Source organism: Pseudarthrobacter cremeus, assembly GCF_051857465.1.
Taxonomy (GTDB): domain Bacteria; phylum Actinomycetota; class Actinomycetes; order Actinomycetales; family Micrococcaceae; genus Arthrobacter.
This window is the reverse complement of record NZ_JBPZHC010000009.1, coordinates 83,924-104,406: the sequence shown is the minus strand read 5'-3', so window position 1 is coordinate 104,406 and position 20,483 is coordinate 83,924. Positions and strand designations below refer to the sequence as shown.

At 65.8% G+C, this 20,483-nt stretch carries 20 protein-coding genes and 1 riboswitch; of the genes, 8 read left to right on the top strand and 12 right to left on the bottom strand.

What is annotated here, in order from left to right; all coding sequences use genetic code 11:
• Positions 1 to 57 precede the first annotated feature (57 nt).
• The gene (locus tag ACS5PJ_RS16545; RefSeq protein ID WP_439435962.1) at positions 58 to 1,557 is read right to left on the bottom strand and encodes a YibE/F family protein; all 1,500 of its coding nucleotides are present in this window, start codon (positions 1,555 to 1,557) and stop codon (positions 58 to 60) included.
• Positions 1,558 to 1,640: 83 nt separating this feature from the next.
• Here ACS5PJ_RS16545 and ACS5PJ_RS16540 point away from each other — a divergent pair, with 83 nt between their 5' ends.
• Together ACS5PJ_RS16540 and ACS5PJ_RS16535 are read left to right on the top strand one after the other, a co-directional pair.
• Positions 1,641 to 2,393, top strand: coding sequence for an alpha/beta hydrolase (locus ACS5PJ_RS16540; RefSeq protein WP_439435961.1), 753 nt, complete (start codon positions 1,641 to 1,643; stop codon positions 2,391 to 2,393).
• Positions 2,390 to 3,190 (top strand): DUF1295 domain-containing protein, encoded by an 801-nt coding sequence (locus tag ACS5PJ_RS16535; protein ID WP_439435960.1) that lies wholly within the window; start codon positions 2,390 to 2,392, stop codon positions 3,188 to 3,190. The genes ACS5PJ_RS16540 and ACS5PJ_RS16535 overlap by 4 nt, the downstream gene beginning before the upstream one ends.
• A gap of 109 nt (positions 3,191 to 3,299) precedes the next feature.
• Here ACS5PJ_RS16535 and ACS5PJ_RS16530 read toward each other — a convergent pair whose 3' ends face one another.
• From ACS5PJ_RS16530 to ACS5PJ_RS16520, 3 genes are all read right to left on the bottom strand, one after another.
• Positions 3,300 to 4,337, bottom strand: a complete 1,038-nt coding sequence (locus ACS5PJ_RS16530) for a GNAT family N-acetyltransferase (RefSeq protein WP_439435959.1) — start codon at positions 4,335 to 4,337, stop codon at positions 3,300 to 3,302.
• Positions 4,338 to 4,339: 2 nt separating this feature from the next.
• Entirely contained in the window at positions 4,340 to 5,725 is a 1,386-nt protein-coding gene (locus tag ACS5PJ_RS16525; RefSeq protein ID WP_439435958.1) for a glycine--tRNA ligase, read from the bottom strand.
• A gap of 140 nt (positions 5,726 to 5,865) precedes the next feature.
• A complete protein-coding gene (locus ACS5PJ_RS16520; protein WP_439435957.1) occupies positions 5,866 to 6,873 on the bottom strand; it encodes a DMT family transporter in 1,008 nt (335 codons plus the stop codon).
• A gap of 32 nt (positions 6,874 to 6,905) precedes the next feature.
• Between ACS5PJ_RS16520 and ACS5PJ_RS16515 the strand changes: the two genes are divergently transcribed.
• Positions 6,906 to 7,142 carry an RNA-binding S4 domain-containing protein gene (locus ACS5PJ_RS16515; RefSeq protein ID WP_439435956.1) on the top strand — a complete coding sequence of 79 codons (237 nt, stop codon included), beginning with the start codon at positions 6,906 to 6,908 and terminating at the stop codon, positions 7,140 to 7,142.
• 65 nt (positions 7,143 to 7,207) lie between these two features.
• On the opposite strand, the gene ACS5PJ_RS16510 is transcribed toward ACS5PJ_RS16515, so the two are convergent.
• Positions 7,208 to 7,858: an alpha/beta hydrolase gene (locus tag ACS5PJ_RS16510; protein ID WP_439435955.1), complete on the bottom strand. Its 651-nt coding sequence runs from the start codon at positions 7,856 to 7,858 to the stop codon at positions 7,208 to 7,210.
• A 95-nt stretch (positions 7,859 to 7,953) separates the two neighbouring features.
• On the opposite strand from ACS5PJ_RS16510, the gene ACS5PJ_RS16505 reads away from it, so the two are divergent.
• From ACS5PJ_RS16505 to ACS5PJ_RS16495, 3 genes are read left to right on the top strand one after another with little or no spacing between them, the layout of a single operon-like run.
• A complete protein-coding gene (locus ACS5PJ_RS16505; RefSeq protein ID WP_439435954.1) occupies positions 7,954 to 8,802 on the top strand; it encodes an SGNH/GDSL hydrolase family protein in 849 nt (282 codons plus the stop codon).
• 60 nt (positions 8,803 to 8,862) lie between these two features.
• Complete coding sequence (locus ACS5PJ_RS16500; protein ID WP_439435953.1) at positions 8,863 to 10,098, top strand: winged helix DNA-binding domain-containing protein; 1,236 nt, start codon at positions 8,863 to 8,865, stop codon at positions 10,096 to 10,098.
• Positions 10,099 to 10,111: 13 nt separating this feature from the next.
• Positions 10,112 to 10,615, top strand: coding sequence for a hypothetical protein (locus ACS5PJ_RS16495; RefSeq protein ID WP_439435952.1), 504 nt, complete (start codon positions 10,112 to 10,114; stop codon positions 10,613 to 10,615).
• Between the two features lie 24 nt (positions 10,616 to 10,639).
• On the opposite strand, the gene mmsB is transcribed toward ACS5PJ_RS16495, so the two are convergent.
• From mmsB to ACS5PJ_RS16470, 5 genes are all read right to left on the bottom strand, one after another.
• Complete coding sequence (gene mmsB / locus ACS5PJ_RS16490) at positions 10,640 to 11,548, bottom strand: 3-hydroxyisobutyrate dehydrogenase (RefSeq protein ID WP_439435951.1); 909 nt, start codon at positions 11,546 to 11,548, stop codon at positions 10,640 to 10,642.
• Positions 11,549 to 11,638: 90 nt separating this feature from the next.
• Entirely contained in the window at positions 11,639 to 12,757 is a 1,119-nt protein-coding gene (locus tag ACS5PJ_RS16485; RefSeq protein WP_439435950.1) for a zinc-binding dehydrogenase, read from the bottom strand.
• Positions 12,758 to 12,766: 9 nt separating this feature from the next.
• Positions 12,767 to 14,146, bottom strand: coding sequence for an MFS transporter (locus ACS5PJ_RS16480; protein WP_439435949.1), 1,380 nt, complete (start codon positions 14,144 to 14,146; stop codon positions 12,767 to 12,769).
• 262 nt (positions 14,147 to 14,408) lie between these two features.
• Positions 14,409 to 15,524, bottom strand: coding sequence for a homoserine O-acetyltransferase MetX (gene metX, locus ACS5PJ_RS16475; RefSeq protein WP_439435948.1), 1,116 nt, complete (start codon positions 15,522 to 15,524; stop codon positions 14,409 to 14,411).
• 12 nt (positions 15,525 to 15,536) lie between these two features.
• Positions 15,537 to 15,651, bottom strand: a riboswitch (SAM riboswitch).
• Between the two features lie 69 nt (positions 15,652 to 15,720).
• Positions 15,721 to 17,106 (bottom strand): bifunctional o-acetylhomoserine/o-acetylserine sulfhydrylase, encoded by a 1,386-nt coding sequence (locus ACS5PJ_RS16470; protein ID WP_439436055.1) that lies wholly within the window; start codon positions 17,104 to 17,106, stop codon positions 15,721 to 15,723.
• Between the two features lie 172 nt (positions 17,107 to 17,278).
• Here ACS5PJ_RS16470 and ACS5PJ_RS16465 point away from each other — a divergent pair, with 172 nt between their 5' ends.
• On the top strand, positions 17,279 to 17,917 hold the full coding sequence (locus ACS5PJ_RS16465; RefSeq protein ID WP_439435947.1) for a VOC family protein: 639 nt from the start codon (positions 17,279 to 17,281) through the stop codon (positions 17,915 to 17,917).
• 107 nt (positions 17,918 to 18,024) lie between these two features.
• Here ACS5PJ_RS16465 and ACS5PJ_RS16460 read toward each other — a convergent pair whose 3' ends face one another.
• A complete protein-coding gene (locus ACS5PJ_RS16460) occupies positions 18,025 to 18,804 on the bottom strand; it encodes a CPBP family intramembrane glutamic endopeptidase (RefSeq protein ID WP_439435946.1) in 780 nt (259 codons plus the stop codon).
• 127 nt (positions 18,805 to 18,931) lie between these two features.
• On the opposite strand from ACS5PJ_RS16460, the gene ACS5PJ_RS16455 reads away from it, so the two are divergent.
• Complete coding sequence (locus tag ACS5PJ_RS16455; RefSeq protein WP_439435945.1) at positions 18,932 to 19,612, top strand: histidine phosphatase family protein; 681 nt, start codon at positions 18,932 to 18,934, stop codon at positions 19,610 to 19,612.
• 56 nt (positions 19,613 to 19,668) lie between these two features.
• Here ACS5PJ_RS16455 and ACS5PJ_RS16450 read toward each other — a convergent pair whose 3' ends face one another.
• On the bottom strand, positions 19,669 to 20,457 hold the full coding sequence (locus tag ACS5PJ_RS16450) for a DeoR/GlpR family DNA-binding transcription regulator (protein WP_439435944.1): 789 nt from the start codon (positions 20,455 to 20,457) through the stop codon (positions 19,669 to 19,671).
• Between the last annotated feature and the right edge of the window lie 26 nt (positions 20,458 to 20,483).

Sequence of the window (20,483 nt, the reverse complement as noted above, 5' to 3'; positions counted from 1 at the left end):
CGGACAAATCGGCAGGCCGCGCGCCCACGGGACGGCGCGCGGGGGTCAGCAAGAGCGTCAGCCGCGGTCTGCGCGGCGTCCCCGCCGGGTCTCCGGCACGTCGGCGTCGGCACTGCGCGTCCCGGCGTCGGTGGTTGTTCCCGTCGTTACCCGGCGGGAGCGGCTGCTGGCAGCCGCCGCTGCCAGCGCACCGGTATCGACGACGTCGTCCGGGTTCACGGGAGGAGGAGCGCCGGCGATGGTGCCGTGCTGACTGCCAGGGCCGCCGTCGGCCGTTCCCGCCGTCTGGATGCCCGTTGCCTTGACCACCAGCACCGCGATCAGCGTGGTAACGGGGATGGCGAGCACCAGGCCAATGGAGCCAACAAGTGTCCGGATGACTTCCTCGGACAGCTCGGCGCTGGTCAGGGTGTCCGCCAGCGGTCGGTCGTAGAGCATCACGATGATCAGGATGGGCAGCGCGGCGCCCGCGTAGGCGAAGGCGATGGTGTAGACAGTGGAGGCGATGTGGTCCCGGCCGATCCGCATGGCGGAGGAGAAGAGTTTCCGTGCGCTGGTAGCCGGTGCGAGTTCGTAAAGTTCCCAGACGGCCGAGGACTGCGTGATGGTGACGTCGTTCAGGACGCCCAGTCCGGAGATGATCAGGCCGCACAGGATGACCCCGGAAATGGAGATGTTGGCCGAGGTGTTGATCAGGGTGGTGGCATCGTGGCTGCCCACCCCGGCGAGGTTGGCCGCTTCGGTGGCCCAGGCGGCCAGGAGCGCGGTGATGGCCAGACCGAACATGGTGCCCAGCAACGCGGTGGATGTCCGGGCCGAGAATCCGTGGGCAAAATAGAGCACCCCGACCATGATCACTGTCGAACCCACCAGCGCCAGCAGCAGCGGCGGTTTGCCTTCCACCAGGCCGGGCAGCATAAAGCCGGCCAGGACGAAATAGGCACCCACCAGCCCCACGAGGGCGCGGAACCCGCGCCAGCGCGCCACGGCTATGACCACGACGGCGTAGAGGATCGCCAGCAGCACGATGGGCAAAGTCCGGACGAAGTCAACGAAGATAAAGGCCGGGGAACCCTGCGACGCCGCGGCGCCGGGAGCGTGGGACAGGTTCAGGTACCTGATCTGGTCGCCGGGCTTCACGCCATGGGACTGTGCCACTTCAGGGTTGATCACCACTTTGACCGGGCTGCCGCCCTGATCCGGTTGGGTCAAGGCAAACATGCAGTCCGAGCCCTTGGGTGCGGCCTGCCCTGCTGTGTCCGGCGGCAGGGCGCCCTGCTGCAAGGTGCCTGCAGAGCCCTGCGTGCAGCTTTCCTCCACGACGCTCTGGATCTTCCCGGTGTCGAAGGTGACCCCGGGCGCGGCCGAATACGGGCTGGCGAGGGTGATCCCCTCCTTGGACCCGGACGGCCAGAGCATCGCCATGGCGGCGAGGGTCAGAAGCGTCAGCGGCACCAGCACGGCCGCAAGGATGCGGTTGGCTTTCCGTCGTGCGGCAATCGCTTCTGCTGTCGGCTCCGAATGACCTGTCGGAGCGTGGGAGTGACCGGATCCCATCAGCAGTTAATCCTCATACCTTGAACTCTACGTCCGGCACCATAGGGTTGATAAATGGGGAGCAGGAACCGGAAGGAATCGGCGTGACGAACGGTAAGACTGAGCAGTACGGCAATGTACCTGACACCGGCTCCGCGGTGAGGCAGCGGGCAGTCCTCACGGTCCTGGAGGCATCGGGGCCCACGAAGGGCGTCGCGCTGGTGCTGCATGGTGGCAAGTCGCACAGCTTCGAGGCGGTGGAAGCATGGCAGCTCAGCCCGCTCAGGATGGTTCCTCTCGCCCGCCACCTGCACCGCGCCGGGAAGAACCACGGGCTGGCTGTCTGGTCGCTGAGGAACAGTGTCCGCGGCTGGAACGGCCAGGACATGTCCGCGCTGAAGGACGCCCGCTGGGCCCTCCAGCAAATCACCATGAAACATCCGGGGTTGCCCGTGTATCTGGTCGGCCACTCCATGGGCGGGCTTACCGCAGTCTGCGCCGCCGGCCATCCGCAGGTGGAAGCCGTTGTGGCGCTCGCGCCCTGGCTGAACCCGGGAACACCTGCGGCAAGCGTGGCCGGCCGCAAAGTCCTGATTGTCCACGGCACCGGGGACCGGATGACCAGCGCCGCAGAGTCCCTGAAGTTCGCTCGCCGCGCCGCCGAGGACGCCGCCTCCATGCAGTACGTATCGTTGAAAGCCGCCGGGCATTTCATGATCCGCCGGGTCCGCGTGTGGCAGGCCCTGTCCACCGGCTTCGTCATGAAGGCATTCTGCGAGCGGACTGGCTTCTCCCACCCGGCCTCACAGGCCCTGGAGGAACTGCTCCCGGAGTCCTGCGTCCAGGTGACCCTGTGAGCCCCTTTCCCTGGCCGGAATTCACCGCTTCACTGCCGTGGGCAGCCCTGGCTGTGCTCATTGTCCTGGCTGTGACTTTTGCGGTGGCCGTCCGTCAGCGGCGACACTCGGTAATGGACGTCGCGTGGGGCCCGGGGTTTGTTGCCATCGCCGCCGTGTCCTGGTTCCTGTCGGCAGGATCCGGAGATGACACCCGGCGGCTGCTGCTCCTGCTGCTGACCGCAGTCTGGGGGCTGCGCCTGGGATTCCACATCGGCTGGCGGGCGCGCGACGGGCACGAGGACCCGCGCTACCAAAGCATGCTCAGCACGGCGCCGGGGTCCCGGGACACGTACGCCCTCCGGCAGGTCTACCTGCCGCAGGGCCTGGTCATGTTCTTCGTGTCCCTGACCCTGCAGGTGGGCATGTTCGCCACCGGCCCGGTGTCCTGGGTGGCGCTGCCCGGAATCCTGCTGTGGGTCACCGGGTTCGTGTTCGAAACCGTGGGCGACTGGCAGTTATCGCAGTTCAAGAAGGATCCGTCCCGCCGCGGCACGGTGCTGGACACCGGCCTGTGGCGCTACACCCGGCACCCCAACTACTTTGGCGATGCAGCTGTCTGGACGGGCCTGTTCCTCATCGCCGCGGACTCCTGGCCCGGCATCCTCACCATCCTGTCCCCGGCCCTGATGGTGTGGACGCTGGCAGGAAAAACGGGGAAACCGCTGACGGAAAAGGCGATGTCCGGCCGTCGCGGCTACAAGGAATACGTCGAGGCGACCTCCGGGTTCATCCCGTGGCCGCCCCGGCGCAGGTGAACGCCCCGCGCGCTTTCAACTGCGCCTTTCACCTGCGCGGTGCGCCGGTCCTGCCTGGCGTCAGTCCCTGCCCGGTGTCCGTCAGTCAGTCCGTCAGTCAGTCAGCCAGTCAGTCAGAGACAACCAGGGTTTCAGCGCCGGCCTGCCGCGCTTTGCCGCTGTCCAGCAGGGGTTCGACGGCGGCGCGCAGCGCAGTCATGGAATCATCCAGTTCCAGCATGACCGGGTGCTGGTAGGCCAGGAGCGCGAGCAGGTCACGGACAGCTGCTGCGGCGTCATCCGGCGCCAACGCGGGTTCGTGGCCAACAAACACATCCGTGGCCTGCGAAGCCGGACCCTGGGTTGATCCTTCAGCGGCCATCGGGTCCTGAGCTGCTTCCGCATAGCTGACAGCGAAAGCACGGATCCTGCCCTTTTTGCTGGGAGCCACGCCTTTGCCGAAGGCGGACTCCGGCTCGGCCCGGAGCACGATCGCTCCGTGGGCGCCGGTGAGGTCGTCCAGGAACAGCTTCTGCACCTGCCCCGCAGACAGCACGCCGGGGGAATCCCAGCCGTGGATGGAGGTGTAGTAACGCCCCACCACCTCGGTCAGCTCCACGGAGCCGGTGGCGAGGTCCATCACGACGTCGGACCCGGCATTTTCATCGTTGGACGGCCCGCCGCCGTCGTTCTTTGCGGGGAAAACCGGCAGCTTGAGGGCGCCGGGCTCCACCACCACCAGCCGTGAGCGCTGGATGGGCGAGAGGCCGGCGGCCTCGGCAAACGCGGCGCCCGGGGTGCCGGGCTGCACCTTCGCTCGGAGCCTGGTGACGCCCGACGGCGACTGTTCGGCTTCGCGGCGCAACATGGCCAGCAGCGTGGCACCGATGCCGGCGCGGCGGTGGTCCCGCGCCACCTCGATGTAGGCCCAGAGCCGTTCCGGGTGCAGCGAGGCCTCGTACACCACTCCGGCTGCCACCGGGATGCCGACGCCGTCGATGACGTCCTCGGCCACGATGGTGCGTCGCCACGGCGTTCCGTCCGTCCCGGCCGAGGACACGGTCAGGGCACCGCGGAACTGCCGGGCCTGGTCCGTTTCGGGGCCGCCCCAGATTTCCAGGAGCGTCAGGTCATCGCCGTCACGCCATTCGCGGTATTCGATGGCCATGCTCAGGCGCCGATCAGGCGGGCGGCCAGGTAGCCTTCCACCTTGTCCAGCGAGACGCGTTCCTGGCTCATGGTGTCCCGCTCGCGGATGGTGACTGCCTGGTCATCGAGGGTGTCGAAGTCCACGGTGATGCAGAACGGCGTACCGATCTCGTCCTGGCGGCGGTAGCGGCGGCCGATCGCGCCGGCGTCGTCGAAGTCGATGTTCCAGTTCTTACGCAGCTGCGCACCCAGGTCCTTGGCCTTCGGGGAGAGGTCCTCGTTGCGGCTCAGCGGCAGCACTGCGGCCTTGACCGGGGCCAGGCGCGGGTCCAGGCGCAGGACCGTGCGGACATCGACGCCGCCCTTGGCGTTGGGTGCCTCGTCCTCGGTGTAGGCGTCCACCAGGAACGCCATGAAGGAACGGGTCAGCCCGGCGGCGGGCTCAATGACATAGGGCGTGTAGCGCTCGTTGGTGGCCTGGTTGAAGTAGCTCAGGTCCTGGCCGGAGGCCTTGGAGTGGGTGGAGAGGTCAAAGTCGGTGCGGTTGGCGATGCCTTCAAGCTCGCCCCACTCCGAGCCCTGGAAGCCGAAGCGGTACTCAATGTCCGTGGTGCCCTTGGAGTAGTGGCTGAGCTTCTCCAGCGGGTGCTCGAAGAAGCGCAGGTTCTCCTCGCGGATGCCCAGGCCGGTGTACCAGGACATGCGCTCCTTCATCCAGTACTGGTGCCATTCCTCGTCGGTGCCGGGCTCGACGAAGAACTCCATTTCCATCTGCTCGAACTCACGGGTGCGGAAGATGAAGTTGCCCGGCGTGATCTCGTTGCGGAAGGACTTGCCGATCTGGCCGATGCCGAACGGCGGCTTCTTGCGGGAGGTGGTGAGGACGTTGCTGAAGTTCACGAAAATGCCCTGGGCCGTCTCGGGACGCAGGTAGTGCAGGCCTTCTTCGCTTGCCACAGGGCCAAGGTAGGTCTTCAGCAGGCCGGAGAACTCGTGGGGTTCGGTCCATTGGCCGCGGGTGCCGCAGTTGGCGCACGCAATGTCCTTCAAGCCGTTTTCTGCGGGGCGGCCCTTCTTTTCCTCGTATTCTTCCTCGAGGTGGTCGGCCCGGTAACGCTTGTGGCAGGACAGGCACTCAACCAGCGGATCGGAGAAGACGTCCACGTGGCCGGAAGCTTCCCAGACCTGGCGGGGCAGGATGACGGAGGAGTCAAGGCCCACCACGTCTTCGCGGCCGCGGACCATGGACTGCCACCACTGGCGCTTGATGTTTTCCTTCAGCTCCGCACCAAGGGGCCCGTAATCCCAGGCAGAACGCGAACCACCGTAGATCTCACCGGCCTGGAACACAAAGCCCCGCCGCTTGGAGAGGGAAATGACCTGGTCGAGAACGGATTTAGGTGCCATGGGTGGAACTCCAATTTCTACAGGGCCGCTGGGTGCGGTCCGCGGTTTATCTGGCCCCGCTGCACGTGCGTGCATCACCGCAGGATGCGGGCGGGGCGGGCGAAGGAAACTAAGGTGCGGCGTCAGCCGCTTGTCCTAGCCTACCGGCCCGGCCTCCGTAAGGCGCCCCGTGGCCAGGGAAGGGTGGCCAGGATGATGGCGGCCAGGGTGAGCAGGGTGCCAAGGACTGTGGCAGGAGCAACCACCGAGCCCGGGGAAGGCACCAACAGGTCCAGGCCCAGGGAACCAAGAAGCTGCCCTGCAATCATGCCCAGGCCGGTGACCAGCACGCCCAGGCTGCGTACCAGCAGCGCGCCCAGGCCAATGAAGAGGCAACCCATGGGACCGCCAAGGTAAAACCACCACTCGACCGGCAGCGGGTTGCCCGGGCCGGACAGCGCCAGCTTGACGCCCCACGCAATCCACAGAACCACCGTGCCTGCCACAAAGTTCACCAGCGTGGCGGCGATGGGTGTGCCGTAGTGGACAGTGGCGGTTCCGTTCATCGCCTGCTGAAAGCTCATGAGGAACCCGGCGAGGACAGGGAGCAGGAGAGGCACCAGCAAGGTTTCCGGACCCCCGCCGGTGCTGCCGGCCGCACCCGTTGCCCCCGCAGTCTGGGCAAACCGCGGCGAGACCGCCCAGGCGACGGCGGCGATGGTCAGGACACTGCCAATCACCCGGATGGCGGTAACAGGCCTTTTGCCGGCAGGCCCGATGCCCAGCCGGTCCACCAGCAGCCCGCTGAGCGTCTGCCCTGTCACGGTGGACACCGTAAACAGCGCCACCCCCAGGAGGCCGACGGTGAAGGACTGCGCAAAGACAAATAAGGCGCCGATCCCACCGGCCAGGACATATCCCGGCGGGAAGGCACGGCTGCGGACGGCGGGTATAACCCTGGCCAGTCCCGCGCGCCCCTTGGGGAGGACCAGCGAAATCAGGATCATGACGACCAGGCCGATGCTGAAGCTGACCACCCCGGCGGCGATGCCGTCGTTGAGGTGCGCTCCGAGGGCTCCGTTGATGCGGCCCTGGACGGGGATGGCCAACCCGGCTCCGACGGCCAGCAGGAACCCTGCCGGCAGCGGCAGTCGCGGGGAAAGGGTCATTGAAAGTACCTTACGTCAGGCATCATGGCTGTATGAGCAACCAGGACATTGAAGAGATCCCCATCCGTGACAGCATGATCCGCCTTGGCCAACTCCTCAAGCTCGCCAATCTGGTGGAAGACGGGGTGGAAGCGGCAGAACTCATCAAGAACGGACTGGTGAAGGTCAACGGCGAGATCGACGAACGGCGCGGCCGGCAACTCCACAATGGCGACACCGTGACCGTCAACTCCCAGACCGTGAAGGTCGTTGCCCCGGAGGCTGACTGACCGCATCAAAAGGTGCCGGCGGCACTGAGCCGCCGGCCGCCGTCGCCCGTTACCTGCTCAGCCTGTTATTTGTTCAGCACCTCATGGGTCAGGAACTCGGACACATGCCCGATTTCCTGCTGGTTGATGCCATGCCACATCCCGGTGTAGAGCACCTTGGTCAGGTGGACGTGTTCACGGACCCAGCCCATGGTGTAGTCAATCTTGTCCGGCGTGATCACGGGATCCTGCTGGTCTCGGCCCCAGAACAGGGGCACCGTGCCGTCCAGCTCGCCGTCCCGGAAGCTGGGATCGCCGTCGGCGTTGACAACAAAGCCGGAAAGCCCGACGACGGCGGCATAGTCAGCGGGCCGCTGCCGCAGCAGCGTGGTGGCCATCGCCATTCCCATGGAAAAGCCGAGCAGCGTCACCGACGGGTGGTTGGCCTTGACGGAGTCGATCCAGTCCTGCACATATGCGGCTGCCTTCTTGACTGCGTCCAGCGAGTATTCCACCGATGCCGTGAGCGGGAACCACATGAACCCCGGACCGGTGGGCAGCGGCGCCCGGACGGAGGCCACGACAAATTCCGGGGGCAGCAGATCCGCCAGGCTCAGGAGGTCCTGTTCATTGGCGCCGTAGCCGTGCAAGAGTACGAGGAGGGGCTTTCCGGCGCGCTGGTCCTCGGGCTTGGACCACAGAACAACGGGGGCAGGAAATACTTGGGCGTCAGTCATGGTTTCCATTCTTACAGCTACCCATCAGTAGCTGCCCACGGTGGCGCACCTGGACGGGGACGAGGAAGGATAGGACCGTGAATGGAGCCGAAGCCATGCAAAATCCGACCGTGACCACCGAATCCCACCCGTGGAGCAGGTATGTGGCCATGGGAGACTCCTTTACGGAGGGCATTGGCGACCCCGATCCCGTCAGCCCCGGCGGCTACCGCGGCTGGGCAGACCGGGTGGCAGAGGAACTCGGCCGCGGGCAGGCTGACTTTGCGTACGCCAACCTTGCGGTCCGCGGGCGGCTGCTCCAGCAGATCGTGGATCAGCAGCTTGCTGCCTGCCTTGCTCTTAAACCCGACCTCGTGACGCTGTCCGCCGGCGGCAACGATCTCATCAGGCCGGGCGGCGATCCCGATGCGTTGGCTGAGAAGCTCGATTCGGTCGTCCAGATCCTGTCCATGAGCGGGGCCACGGTGGTCCTGTTCAACGGCCCGGATACAGGTTCTTCAGTGCTGGGGCGCGTCCGCAGCAAGGTGGCCATCTACAACGAGAACCTCCGCACTGTAGCGGCCCGCCATGATGCGATCATCGCGGACATGTGGTCGCTCAAGCAGCTGAACGATCCGCAGATGTGGGACGAGGACCGCCTGCACTTCTCGCCGCTGGGCCACCACACCATCGCTGCCATGGTGCTTGATTCGCTCAACGTCAGCCATACCCTCGAGCCGCTTCAGCCCAAGCCCCTGCCGGGCCGCACCTGGCGCGCGGCCCGGACCGAAGACCTGGTGTGGGCCCGCACGCATTTTGTCCCGTGGGTGGTACGCCGCCTGCGCAACCGCTCCTCCGGAGACGGTGTCACCGCAAAACGCCCGACGCCGGGCCCGGTGTTCGGCCCGGGCGTCCCGTTGGGTTCCGGCGAGGGTCCGCTGGGCACCACCGAAGCCCGCCGGTAGCGGCAGCGCCGGTGGTGACGCCGGTAAGGGCAGCAGCCAGGAGAGGGAGAGCAGGCAGCCATGGACCCGGACGAGGTGGTGCGGCGGCGGCTGATCGCCCAGCGGCTACGCGGCCCCGGCCTGGCCTCCCCCGACGACGTCGTGCGGCACCTGCTGGCTGTCCAGGCCCAGGAATTCCCCTACGCCCGCTGGAGCCTGGCCCAGCGCACGCAACGCCCCCGGACAGCCGCGGTCACGGCAGGGGACGTTGAGCGGGCTGTGGCGGACGGCCGGATCCTGCGCACGCACATCCTGCGTCCCACCTGGCATTTTGTCCACCGGGAAGATCTCCGCTGGCTGATGGCGCTGTCCGCGCCGCGGCTCCACCAGGGAAATGAAGCCACCTACCGCAGGACAGGGATTGACGCGGCTACGGCGGAGGCCGGCACACAGGTCCTGGCAGACGCTGTACGGGGCGGGCGGCACCAGACCCGCGACCAGTTGGCAATGCGGCTCCAGGAGGCCGGGTTCGACGCGGTTGGCCTGCGGCTCGCCTACCTGATCATGTATGCCGAAGCCGGCTCCATACTGGTCAGCGGGGCGCCGGTGAGGAGTCCGGGCGGTGCTCTGAAGCAGACGTACGCCCTCTTTGATGAGCGTGTCCCGCCTGCCCCGGCCACTCCGGTATCCCGGGACGAGGCCCTCGGCCGGCTGGCCCGGCGCTACTTCACCAGCCGTGGTCCGGCCACGCTGAAGGACTGTGCAGGCTGGTCCGGACTCACCGTCACTGAGGTGCGGCGCGGTCTGCACGTGGCGCAGGAGACCCATCCGGACGCCCTGGCGGCCATGGTGATGGACGGCGTCGCATACTATTTCGACGCCGCCGCGGAAGCCCCCGGCACGGCAGCAGGCACAGAAGCAGGCACAGAAGCCGGCGCAGAAGGCGGCGCAGAAGGCGTTCCGGCAGGCACCGGGCCGAGGATCGACCTGATCCAGTGCTACGACGAATACGTCATGGGCTATTTCCCCACCCGGCATTATCTGGGTGGAACTGCTCCTGCCCTCCCCGCAGCGGGTGCGCCCGTGCATGTGGTGCTGCTGGACGGCCGGATGGCAGGTTCCTGGCGGCACACGTTGTTCCCCGGCCGCTGTGAGATCGATATCCGTCTGTCCCGCGCCGCGGACGCGCCGGCGGGATCGGCGCGGGCCCAGGCGGTTGATGGCGCCGTGCAGGACGCCGTGGACAGGTACGGGTCATTCCTCGGCGTCCCCACCGCCCCGGTACACACCGGGGTTAAGCTGGAAGGACACAATTGAGAGGCGCTATACCGTGAACAGCTTGTTTTTCTGGATCATCGTTCTGTCGTTCCTGATTCCCATGGCGATGCGGATGTACCGGAAGTCCGTCAACAAGCGAAACCAGGAACAGAGCTTCTCCGGACGCTACCCGGACCAGTTTCCCGGCGGCGGGCAGTTCCCGGGCCAGCAAAGCCGGCAGCCCCGCGACGGCTACACCCAGCAGGATTACATGGGCGGTGGATTCCGCCAGATCGATGGACCCCAGCCGCTTCCGCCGGCGGAGCCGCTTCCGCCCATGCAGCCGGTTCCGCCCATGAACCAGCAGTTCCCGCCCTACGGCCAGCAGCCCTATGGCCAGCCGGCGCCCCGCGCGGAAGCGCCGCAGCCTCCGGCCGCCCCTGTTACTCCCCCGCCGCCGTCGGCCCCGTTGGGATTCCGCGCCCGGAAGCTTGCCGAACTTGACCAGCAGTACAGCAATGGTGAGATGCCGGTGGATGAGTATATGAAGCGCCGCTCCGAAATCATGGACGGCTAACCTGCCTGATCCCAAAAACCCTGCTTAGTCCCGCTTCGAGGGATCCAGCGAGCCGTCGACCAGCTTGATGATCATGGAGCAGTCCTTGCCGGCCTCCCCGGCATCGATGAGCCTCTGGAAGAGCTGCTGGACGTGGCGGCCGATTTCAAGCGGGGTACCGGTGTCCTCGGCGGCACTGATGGCCAGGCCGATGTCCTTGTTCGCCAGCTCCGTGGTGAAGGTGGGGGCGAAGCCTTTGTTCGAGGCTGACGTGGGAACCACCCCCGGCACCGGGTACCAGGTGCGCAGCGCCCAACTGTCTCCCGAGGAGACAGAGGCGATGTCCCAGAACACCTGCTTGTCCAGGCCCAGCCGGTCAGCCAGCACGGCGCCCTCGGCCGTGGAGGCGAGATTGATGAAGAGCATGAGGTTGTTGCAGATCTTGGCAGCCTGGCCGGTGGTGGCACCGCCGGTAGGAATGATGTTGGCGGCCATGGGCCCAATGAAGGCGGTGGCGTCCGCAACGGCATTGTCCTCACCACCCACCATGAATGTCAGCGTTCCGGCCTCGGCTCCACTCACGCCACCGGAAACCGGGGCATCCACAAAGCGGAAGCCGGCGGCAGCGGCGGCGTCGTGCAGTTCCTGGGCGGAAGCGATGTCAATGGTGGAGGAGTCCACCAGGAGGGTGCGCTTGTCGGCATGTGCAAGGACGCCGTCCCCGCCCAGGTAGACAGCCTTGGCGTGCTCGCCCTTCGGCAGCATGGTGAAGACGACGTCCGCACCCTCCACAGCCTCCGCGATGCTCTTCGCCGGCTTCACACCGTTGGCTTCAGCGGCCGCGACGGCGCCTTCATTGAGATCGAAGCCGCGGACATCGTGGCCCTCCTTCGCCAGGTTCGCGGACATAAAACCGCCCATGTTGCCCAGGCCTATCCAACCGACTACAGCCATCAGTGAGCTCCTTTGCTTGATGCCCGGCACCTGCGCCGGGACGTTACGTGGTAGCGATGGCACCGGGCCCACAGGCACGGCTCCCCGCCTTCAGGCCTGGAACAGCCGCCGGACAACTTTTCCGGCGCTCAGGGCGTCAAGGCCCTCGTTGATCTCCTCCAGCGGCCTGGTGTCAGTGTGCAGCAGCTCGACGGGCAGCCGCCCCTCCCGCCAGTAGCCCACATAGAGGGGTATGTCCCGCTCAGGCACCGCGTCCCCCATGTACGAACCGAGGAGGCGTTTGCCCGCGCCTGCGAACTGCAACGCCGGGACGGTCAGTTCCGCGGACGGGTGCGGAAGGCCAACCGAGACCACTGCGCCGCCGCGCGTCACGTGGTCCAGGCATGAAGCGATCACCCGGGCCGAGCCCACTGCTTCGATGGCTGTGTCCACGCCGTCCCCCGTGGCCTCGGCGATCAACCGTGCAGCATCCTCGGGCGTTCCCACGGCCGTGGCGCCGCAGTCCCGCGCCAGCTGATGCTTGCCGGTGTTGGGATCAATGGCAATCACGGACGAAGCACCGGCGAGCGCAGCAGCCATGACCGCGGAAAGCCCCACCGCACCGAGGCCGAACACAGCCACGGACTGGCCCGTCTTCAGGGCCGCTGTATTGAGCACCGCACCCATTCCGGTGAGGACTGCGCAGCCGAACATCGCCGCAACGGTGTCCGGGACGTCGTCGTCAATGACCACGACGGATTCACGGGCCACTACGGCGTAATCGGCGAAGGCCGAGACGCCCAGGTGATGGTTGATGCGCTCCCCCGCCCTTGTCCGGAGCAGAGCTTCCCCATGGAGCAGGTCACCGGAGCCGTTGACCTCGGCGGCGCGGTGGCAGAGCGCGGGCCGGCCGGCGGTACAGGCGCGGCACGTGCCGCAGCTCGGGACGAAGACCAGCACCACGTGGTCCCCCACCTGGACGTCACCGACGCCCTCACCCACCGTTTCGACACGGCCCACGGCCTCGTGGCCCAGCGCCATCGGCAGCGGCCTGACTCTGGAACCGTCCACCACGGACAGGTCCGAATGGCACAGGCTGGAGTAGGTGATGGCCACCCCCAGCTCGCCGGCACGGGGTGCGGGCCGGTCGAGTTCCTCCACCACCAGGGGCCTGGCTTCGGTGAAGCTGGCACCGGCAGGAACTGTGGAATACAGGACCGCTGCTCGCATCCGGTGCCCTTACTTCCTGGCTGCCAGGATGTCCGCCGTGCCCTGGGCGTCGGCAGCATCGACGTCGTGCAGTGAAATACCGCGGGTTTCCTTAAGGAAGAGCACGGAAACCGCCGTGACGACGCATGCCGCCAGGAGGTAGAACGCCACGGGGGTGGAGGATTTGAAGCTGCTCAGCAGCGAGCTGGCGATGATCGGTGCCAGTGAGCCCGCCACGATCGAGGTGACCTGGTAGCCGAGGGAAACACCGGAGTAGCGCATCCGGGTGGGGAACATCTCCGCCATGAGCGACGGCTGGCCCGCGTACATCAGTGCGTGGAACAGCAGGCCGATGATGATTGACGCAAGGATAATGAAATCGTTGGCTGTGTCCATCATCGGGAAGGCGAAGAAGCCCCAGGTCGCGCCGAGGATCGCACCGGCCATGTACACCGGCTTCCGCCCGAAGGCATCGGACATTTTGCCGACGAGCGGGATGGCAAGGAAGTGGATGAAGTGCGCGATCAGCAGCAGGAGCAGGATCCGGGAGGTATCGGTCTGTACGACGACCTTCAGGTAGGTGATGGAGAACGTCACCACCAGGTAGTAGAGGATGTTCTCGGCAAAGCGCAGGCCCATGGCGGTAAAGACACCACGCGGGTAGCGGCGGAACACTTCCGCCACGCCGTAGCCCTTCTTCTCCTCAGTGACTTCCTTGCGCGCCTCCAGGAAGATGGGGGCGTCCTGGACCTTGGTGCGGATGTAGTAGCCGATGATGACGATCACGGCGGAGAGCCAGAACGCCACGCGCCAGCCCCAGCCGAGGAACGCTTCCTGGGTGAGCGTGGAGGAAAGAGTAAACAGCACTGCTGTGGCCAGCAGGTTCCCCACCGGGACCGCGGACTGCGGCCAGCTGGCCCAGAATCCGCGTGACTTGTTGGGGCTGTGTTCGGCTACAAGCAGAACGGCGCCGCCCCATTCACCGCCGACGGCGAAGCCCTGGAGGAAGCGCAGGAACACCAGGAGCGCCGGCGCCCAGTAACCGATCTGGGCGAACGTGGGCAGGCAGCCCATCAGGAATGTGGCAACGCCCACCAGGATGATGCTGAGCTGCAGGAGCTGTTTCCGCCCGAACTTGTCACCGAAGTGCCCGAACACGATCCCGCCGATGGGGCGGGCAACGAAGCCGACGGCGTAGGTCACGAACGCGGCAATGATCCCGTCCAGCTCCGTCCCTGAGTTGGGGAAGAACATTTTGCCGAACACCAGTGTGGCCGCCGAGGCATAGAGGAAGAATTCGTACCATTCAACAACGGTTCCGGCCATGGAGGCCGTGACGACTTTCCTCAGGCCCGAGGTTTTGACATCGGTTTGCTCTGCCCGCCTTCCGGCGGTGTTTTCCATGCTCATGATGAACTCTCCTTCGGCGTCACCATCGACACCACTGGGACCAGCCTTTGGCGGCCGTGCATGACGCGCACCACGGATCGCCGGATCCAAAGATTATGGTCCGCACCCGTCACAACCTCAACGCCGAATAATGCAGGCCGCCTCTGCAAAAATGCACAACCTGTCTGACCGACGGCAGGTTTTCATGCAGCGAGGGGTTCAGCCGACGAAGTGTTCAGCCGGCGGGGTCTTCAGCGGGAGGGGTGATTAATCATCGGGGTGTTCAGTCGGAGAGGTGCAGGCGGAGCGGGCCACTGAGCTGGCCGATTTCCGTGAGGAAGCCGTCATGGCCGATAGGAGCCTGGATCACGTGGACGTCCACGTCGCCGGGAAGGGCATCAGCCAACTCACGGGACTGGGACGGGAAGTAGAGCCGGTCGCTGTCCACTGCGGCCACGAAGAACCTGGCCGTGGCACGGCCAAGCGCTTCCTCCAGGGAACCGCGTCCGCGGGTGATGTCGTGGCTCATCAAAGCGTCCGTGATGGCGATGTAGCTGTTGGCGTCGAACCGCCGCACGAGTTTCGTGCCCTGGTGGTCGAGGTAGCTTTCCACCTGGTAGCGGCCGCGCGTCCCCAGCGCTTCAGCCTGCAGCGGCGATTCGGCAAGCTGGGCTGCCCGTCCGAACCGGCCATGAAATTCAGCGGCCGAACGGTAGGTGATGTGCGCAATGCGCCGTGCCAGTGCCAGGCCATCCTCGGGGAGCGGGCCGCCGTAATAGTCGCCGTCGTTGAAGTTGATGTCCTGGCGGATCGCCAGGGTCTGGGCCTGGGCGAACGCGATCTGTTCGGCGGTGCTGGCTGCGCCGACCGAGATGACGGCGCAGCGCTGCACCCGCTCAGGGTAGGTGACTGCCCATTCGAGGGCACGCGCGCCGCCCATGGATCCGCCCAGCACAGCGAACCAGCTGCCGATGCCCAGCGCGTCGGCCAGCCGGGCCTCAGCCGCCGTGGTGTCGCGGAGGGTCACCAGCGGAAAACGGGACCCCCACGGCTTCCCGTCAGGGGCTTCGGAGGACGGTCCGGTGGAGCCATAACAGCCACCCAGGATGTTGATGGAGACCACGAAGAACCGCTCAGTGTCCACCGGCGCGCCGGGTCCGGCGAGCTGTTCCCACCAGCCCTCCTCGTCGCTGTCCCCGCGGGTCACATGGGTGCTTCCGGTCAGGGCGTGCTCGATGAGGACGGCGTTTGAACCGTCGGCATTCAACGTGCCCCAGGTTTCATAGGCCAGGGTGACATCGGGGAGGTAGCCGCCGGCTTCCAGCTGCAGTGCGCCGATGGCGGCATAACGGACAACCCCGTGTCCAGGGGCCGCTGTTCGGGAAATCGTGATCGTCATGGCAGGACCTTTTCTACGCGCTTGCCCGCCGTCAATTGACCGGCAGGCCAGGTCCTCACCCGGGGCACCCCGCCGCGGAGGAGGGTTGCCGGCCAGCAAGCCGGGGCTGTCACTGGCACTCATGACCTGCTTCGAGTGTACGAAATAGCCGGTGCCTCGCGCTAAGCCTGTGACAGGTTGTGACTTCCGCGGATGTTCACTGCCCGGCGCCGCCTGCCACTGCGGCTGCTTCCGCCGCGCTTTTGGCGGCACGGAAGCCGGCTTCGAGGTCGGCGAGGATGTCGTCGATGTGCTCGATGCCGACGGAGAGGCGGACCAGCCCGGGGGCCACTCCGGCTGCTGTCTGCTGCTCGGGCGAGAGCTGGCTGTGGGTGGTGGAGGCCGGGTGGATGACCAGGGAGCGGACGTCGCCGATGTTGGCCACGTGGGAGTGGAGTTCCAGCGCGTCCACGAACCGCTTGCCCGCTTCCGCTCCCCCGGCGACGGTAAAGGACACCACAGCCCCTGTCCCTTTGGGCCCGTACTTCAGGCCCCGCTCGTACCAGGGGCTTGAGGGCAGCCCCGCGTAGGCGACGGATTCGACGTCGTCCCTTGCCTCGAGCCACTGCGCCACAGTGGTGGCGTTGGAAACATGCCGCTCCACCCGAAGGCTGAGGGTCTCGATGCCCTGGGCGATGAGGAAGGCGTTGAACGGGGACACCGCCGAGCCGAGGTCCCGGAGCAGCTGGACGCGGGCCTTCAGGATGTAGGAAAGGTTGGCGCCCAGGGCACCTTCCGCGCCAAGGTCCCGGGCGTAGACCAGGCCGTTGTAGGTGGGGTCAGGGGTGTTGAAACCGGGGAACCGCTCCGGGTCCTTGCCGAAATCGAAGTTGCCCGAGTCCACAATGACACCGGCGATTGCAGCGCCGTGGCCGCCGAGGTACTTGGTGGCGGAGTGCACCACAATGTCCGCGCCCCACTCGATGGGCCGGATCAGGTATGGAGTGGACAGCGTGTTGTCCACGATCAATGGGACGCCGGCCTCATGCGCCACGGCTGAAATTCCCTCGATGTCGAGCACGTCCTGGCGGGGATTGGAGACCACTTCGCCGAAGAAGAGCTTCGTGTTCGGCTGGACAGCCTCCCGCCACTGGTCCAGGTTGTCCGGATCAGCCACGAACGTGACCGAGATGCCGAACTTCTTCAGCGTGTGCGCCAGCAGGTTATAGGTGCCGCCATACAAGCTGGGGCTCGCCACGACATGGTCGCCGGCCTCGGCGACGTTCAGGATGGCAAACGTTTCCGCTGCCTGTCCCGAACTCAGCAGCAAGGCCGCCAAACCGCCTTCCAGGCTGGCGATCCGCTGTTCGACGGCATCCTGCGTGGGGTTGCCGATCCGGGTATAGATGGGAGCGAGCTCCGCGAGCGCGAAACGGTTCGCGGCGCTTTCCGCGGTGGGGAAAACGAACGACGTCGTCTGGTAGATCGGCAGCGCGCGCGCACCGGTGGCCGTGTCAGGCTCCTGGCCTGCATGGATCTGGCGTGTTTCGAAAGACCATCCCTGGGACATGTACGGCTCCTTTGACGTGGTACTGGCGCTTATCACCTTCGGTTCAGTGTAGGAACGGGCTGCGGGCCGGGAACAGCATTGTGACGAACATGGTCACCGGCTGCCCGCGTGCCGCGAGCAGGGGAAGAGTCGCCCAGAACGGCCCCAAAACCAAGTAAGGATACCCTTAGCTGAGAGGCTCATCACAAAGTGCCAAGATGAGGGCATGCGCATGGATCACGTCTCTTACGCCTGTGAACAAGATGGCCTCGTTGCCACCACCGAACGTATTTCGTCCGCCCTCGGCGTCGAAGCTGTGAAGGGCGGAGTGCACCCGCGCTTCGGGACCCGGAACATGATTATTCCCCTGGCCGGCCACAAGTATCTTGAAGTTGTGGAGGTGCTGAACCACCCCGCGTCTGACAAGGCTCCCTTCGGGCAGGCTGTCCGGGCGCGGTCCGAGGCCGGCGGCGGCTGGATGGGCTGGTGCGTCGAAGTGGACGACCTCGCCCCGTTCGAAAACCGCCTCGGCCGCGCCGCAGTCAACGGCAACCGCAAGTTCCCGGACGGCCGTGAGCTGGTCTGGAAGCAGATCGGCATCCTGGGCCTGATCGCGGACCCTCAGGTTCCCTACATGCTCAAGTGGGAGGGCGATCCCGCCCTGCACCCCTCGAACGCCTACGAAAGCAACGTCAAGATGAGCTGCCTGACCATCGCCGGCTCCGCCGAGCGCGTGACGGAGTGGCTGGGCGAGCCCGTGGAGAAGCCCCTTGAGGACGTGGCCGTCGAATGGGTTGCTCCGCACGGAACGCCGGGCATCCTGTCCGTCACCTTTGAAACCGCCACCGGAGCAGTCACTATCTGAGGCCAGTCACTGTTTGACCGGAAAACTTCGGCCGCCATCAGCGGGTGCCAATGATGTCACCTACCGATGGCGGCCGAATCTTTTTAAGCAGACTCTGGGCACAGTGCTCAGCCCAGTCCGACGGCCCTGCCGAAGAGGCTGAAGCCGACGAAGGCAACGATGTCCAGCAGGGCATGGGCGATGACCAGCGGCATCACACGCTTCGTCCTGGTGTATAGCCACGCGAAGACAACGCCCATGACGGCGTTGCCGATGAACGGGCCAAAGCCCTGGTACAGGTGGTAGCTGCCCCGCAGCATGGCGCTGGTGAAGATGGCCAGCGGAACGCTCCAGCCGAACTTCCCGAAGCGGTTCAGGAGGTAGCCCACCACGATGACTTCCTCCACTACGGCATGCCGCACTGCTGAGAGAATCAGCACCGGCACCGTCCACCAGTACGCGTCGAGGGCGCTGGGGATGATGGCGGTGGTGATGCCCAGCGCGCGGCCGGCCGCGTAAAGTCCCAGGGATGGAATCCCGATCAGTGCCGCCAGGCCGAAGCCCCGCAGCAGGTCCTGCCTTGGCCGGGCAAAGTTGAACCCCAGCTTGGCGAACGCTGAACCACGCTGGCGCCCCTCCCCTGCCGCCGGCTGCCGGTGATCGGTGAGGAAGTATATGACCAGCAGGACAGGCACCAGGGCGAAAATGATGTCCAGCAGCTGGTAGGTGAGGTCGAAGTATTCGCGGGTACTCTGCGAACGGTTCAGCGTGGACGTGCCCTCCGCCAGCGGCGCCCGGGTCATCTTGTCAAGCAACTGCACCACGGAATAGACGGCGGACTGCCCCAGGGACAGTCCCAGCACAATCCAGACTTCAATCCGCAGCCGACGGCGGGAGGGAACCAACATGGTTCCATCTTGCCTGTAGTTTCTGGTTCTTCGCTGGTTCACCCTGCCGCAGTGAGAGAGCGTTGGCCAAAAACCCGCATTAAGTGAGAGAGCGTCTGAAGGGGGTAGGACCATATGCTTGGGGCTTATGAGTGCTCCCGGCAAAATCATCATGATCCGGCACGGCCAGTCCGCAGCGAACGCCGATACGTCCATCTACAACAGGGTCCCGGACTACCGTATTCCGCTGACACCCCTGGGGCTGGAACAGGCCACCGCGGCCGGCGAACGCATCCGCCGGGAGCTGGACGGCCGGCAGGTCTGCGTCTACGTCTCCCCGTACCTCAGGGCCTACCAGACACTCGAGGCACTGAACCTTGGCTCCCTTACCGAACGTGTGATCGAGGAGCCGCGGCTCCGGGAGCAGGACTGGGCAAACTTCCAGATAAGCGGCGACATCGAGGACCAGAAGGAACTCCGCAACGCGTACGGCCACTTCTTTTACCGCTTCCGGGAGGGCGAGTCCGGTTCGGATGTGTACGACCGGATCTCATCCTTTATGGAGACCCTCTACCGCCACTGGTCCAAGCCGGACTACGCCCCCAACGCCCTGCTGGTGACCCACGGACTGACGATGAGACTGTTCTGCATGCGCTGGTTCCACTGGTCCGTGGAGTACTTCGAGTCCTTGAACAACCCGGACAACGCCGATGTACGGACCCTGGTGCGCACCGACCTGGACAAGTACCAGCTCGACGTCCCATTCAGCCAGTGGGTGGACCGCCGGGTGGACGAGACCGTCCTGGACGCACCGCCTGTGGTTTTTTAGAGCAGTCGTTTTTAGGGCAGTCGTTCTTAGGGCATGGTTTCCAAGCAAGCGGTTTTCTAGCGCGGCGCCACAATCACTTCGGTGCCGTTGGCTTCGAACGCCGCTTTGTCCCGGGCGGAAATGCCGGCGTCGGTGATCAGCCGGTTGAATGCGTAGCCGTCCATGGTGGCGAAGGCCCGGACCCCCACCTTGGAGGAATCGGCCAGCACGTAGGAGACCCTGGCCCGGCTTGCCAGCAGCGCATTGACGGATGCTTCGCCTTCGCCGGTGTTGGTGGGGCCCACTTCGGGATCGATGCCGTTCACACCGATGAAGGCAATGTCCAGCACCACCTTCTGCATGATGATGTCCGTGTACGGGCCCACCAGTTCGTAGGAGCGCGGGTTCAGGATCCCGCCGGTCACCATGACTTTGATGTTCGGCCGGACCGCGAGCTGGGCGGCGATGTTGATGGCGTTGGTGACCACCGTGAGCGTGGGCTGGTTGGCCGGCGCGTTGAGGTCCTCGCGGGTCGCGAGGATCTGTGCGAGGGCGGTGCTGGTGGTTCCGCCGCAGATCCCGATCACCGCACCGGGCCAGATCAGCGCGGACGCAGCCTGTGCGATCTGCTCTTTGGCCTCTGCATGGTCATCGCGGTTGTACCGGCCGGGGAGGTCGTAGGCCAGCGCCCCTGTGGTGGCTCCCCCGCGGGTCCGGGTCAGCAGGCGCCGCTTGGCCAGGCTGTCCAGGTCACGCCGCGCGGTGGCCGGTGACACCTCCAGCGTGCTGACGATCTCCTCAACCTCCACCTGGCCTGTTTTGGCAAGGAGGTCCAGGATGGCCGTGAGGCGGTCAGTGCGGGTCATGCTGGCCTTTCGGAGTCAGAACTCGC

Excerpts from the sequence above, each read along its gene's own strand:
- ACS5PJ_RS16455 (WP_439435945.1), top strand. The coding sequence starts at position 18,932 with ATGAGTGCTCCCGGCAAAATCATCATGATCCGGCACGGCCAGTCCGCA.
- ACS5PJ_RS16515 (WP_439435956.1), top strand. The coding sequence starts at position 6,906 with ATGAGCAACCAGGACATTGAAGAGATCCCCATCCGTGACAGCATGATC.
- mmsB (WP_439435951.1), bottom strand. The coding sequence starts at position 11,548 with ATGGCTGTAGTCGGTTGGATAGGCCTGGGCAACATGGGCGGTTTTATG.
- ACS5PJ_RS16450 (WP_439435944.1), bottom strand. The coding sequence starts at position 20,457 with ATGACCCGCACTGACCGCCTCACGGCCATCCTGGACCTCCTTGCCAAA.
- ACS5PJ_RS16530 (WP_439435959.1), bottom strand. The coding sequence starts at position 4,337 with ATGGCCATCGAATACCGCGAATGGCGTGACGGCGATGACCTGACGCTC.
- metX (WP_439435948.1), bottom strand. The coding sequence starts at position 15,524 with ATGACGATCACGATTTCCCGAACAGCGGCCCCTGGACACGGGGTTGTC.
- ACS5PJ_RS16545 (WP_439435962.1), bottom strand. The coding sequence starts at position 1,557 with ATGGGATCCGGTCACTCCCACGCTCCGACAGGTCATTCGGAGCCGACA.
- ACS5PJ_RS16485 (WP_439435950.1), bottom strand. The coding sequence starts at position 12,757 with ATGCGAGCAGCGGTCCTGTATTCCACAGTTCCTGCCGGTGCCAGCTTC.
- ACS5PJ_RS16480 (WP_439435949.1), bottom strand. The coding sequence starts at position 14,146 with ATGAGCATGGAAAACACCGCCGGAAGGCGGGCAGAGCAAACCGATGTC.
- ACS5PJ_RS16505 (WP_439435954.1), top strand. The coding sequence starts at position 7,954 with ATGCAAAATCCGACCGTGACCACCGAATCCCACCCGTGGAGCAGGTAT.
- ACS5PJ_RS16465 (WP_439435947.1), top strand. The coding sequence starts at position 17,279 with ATGCGCATGGATCACGTCTCTTACGCCTGTGAACAAGATGGCCTCGTT.
- ACS5PJ_RS16525 (WP_439435958.1), bottom strand. The coding sequence starts at position 5,725 with ATGGCACCTAAATCCGTTCTCGACCAGGTCATTTCCCTCTCCAAGCGG.
- ACS5PJ_RS16500 (WP_439435953.1), top strand. The coding sequence starts at position 8,863 with ATGGACCCGGACGAGGTGGTGCGGCGGCGGCTGATCGCCCAGCGGCTA.
- ACS5PJ_RS16520 (WP_439435957.1), bottom strand. The coding sequence starts at position 6,873 with ATGACCCTTTCCCCGCGACTGCCGCTGCCGGCAGGGTTCCTGCTGGCC.
- ACS5PJ_RS16510 (WP_439435955.1), bottom strand. The coding sequence starts at position 7,858 with ATGACTGACGCCCAAGTATTTCCTGCCCCCGTTGTTCTGTGGTCCAAG.
- ACS5PJ_RS16460 (WP_439435946.1), bottom strand. The coding sequence starts at position 18,804 with ATGTTGGTTCCCTCCCGCCGTCGGCTGCGGATTGAAGTCTGGATTGTG.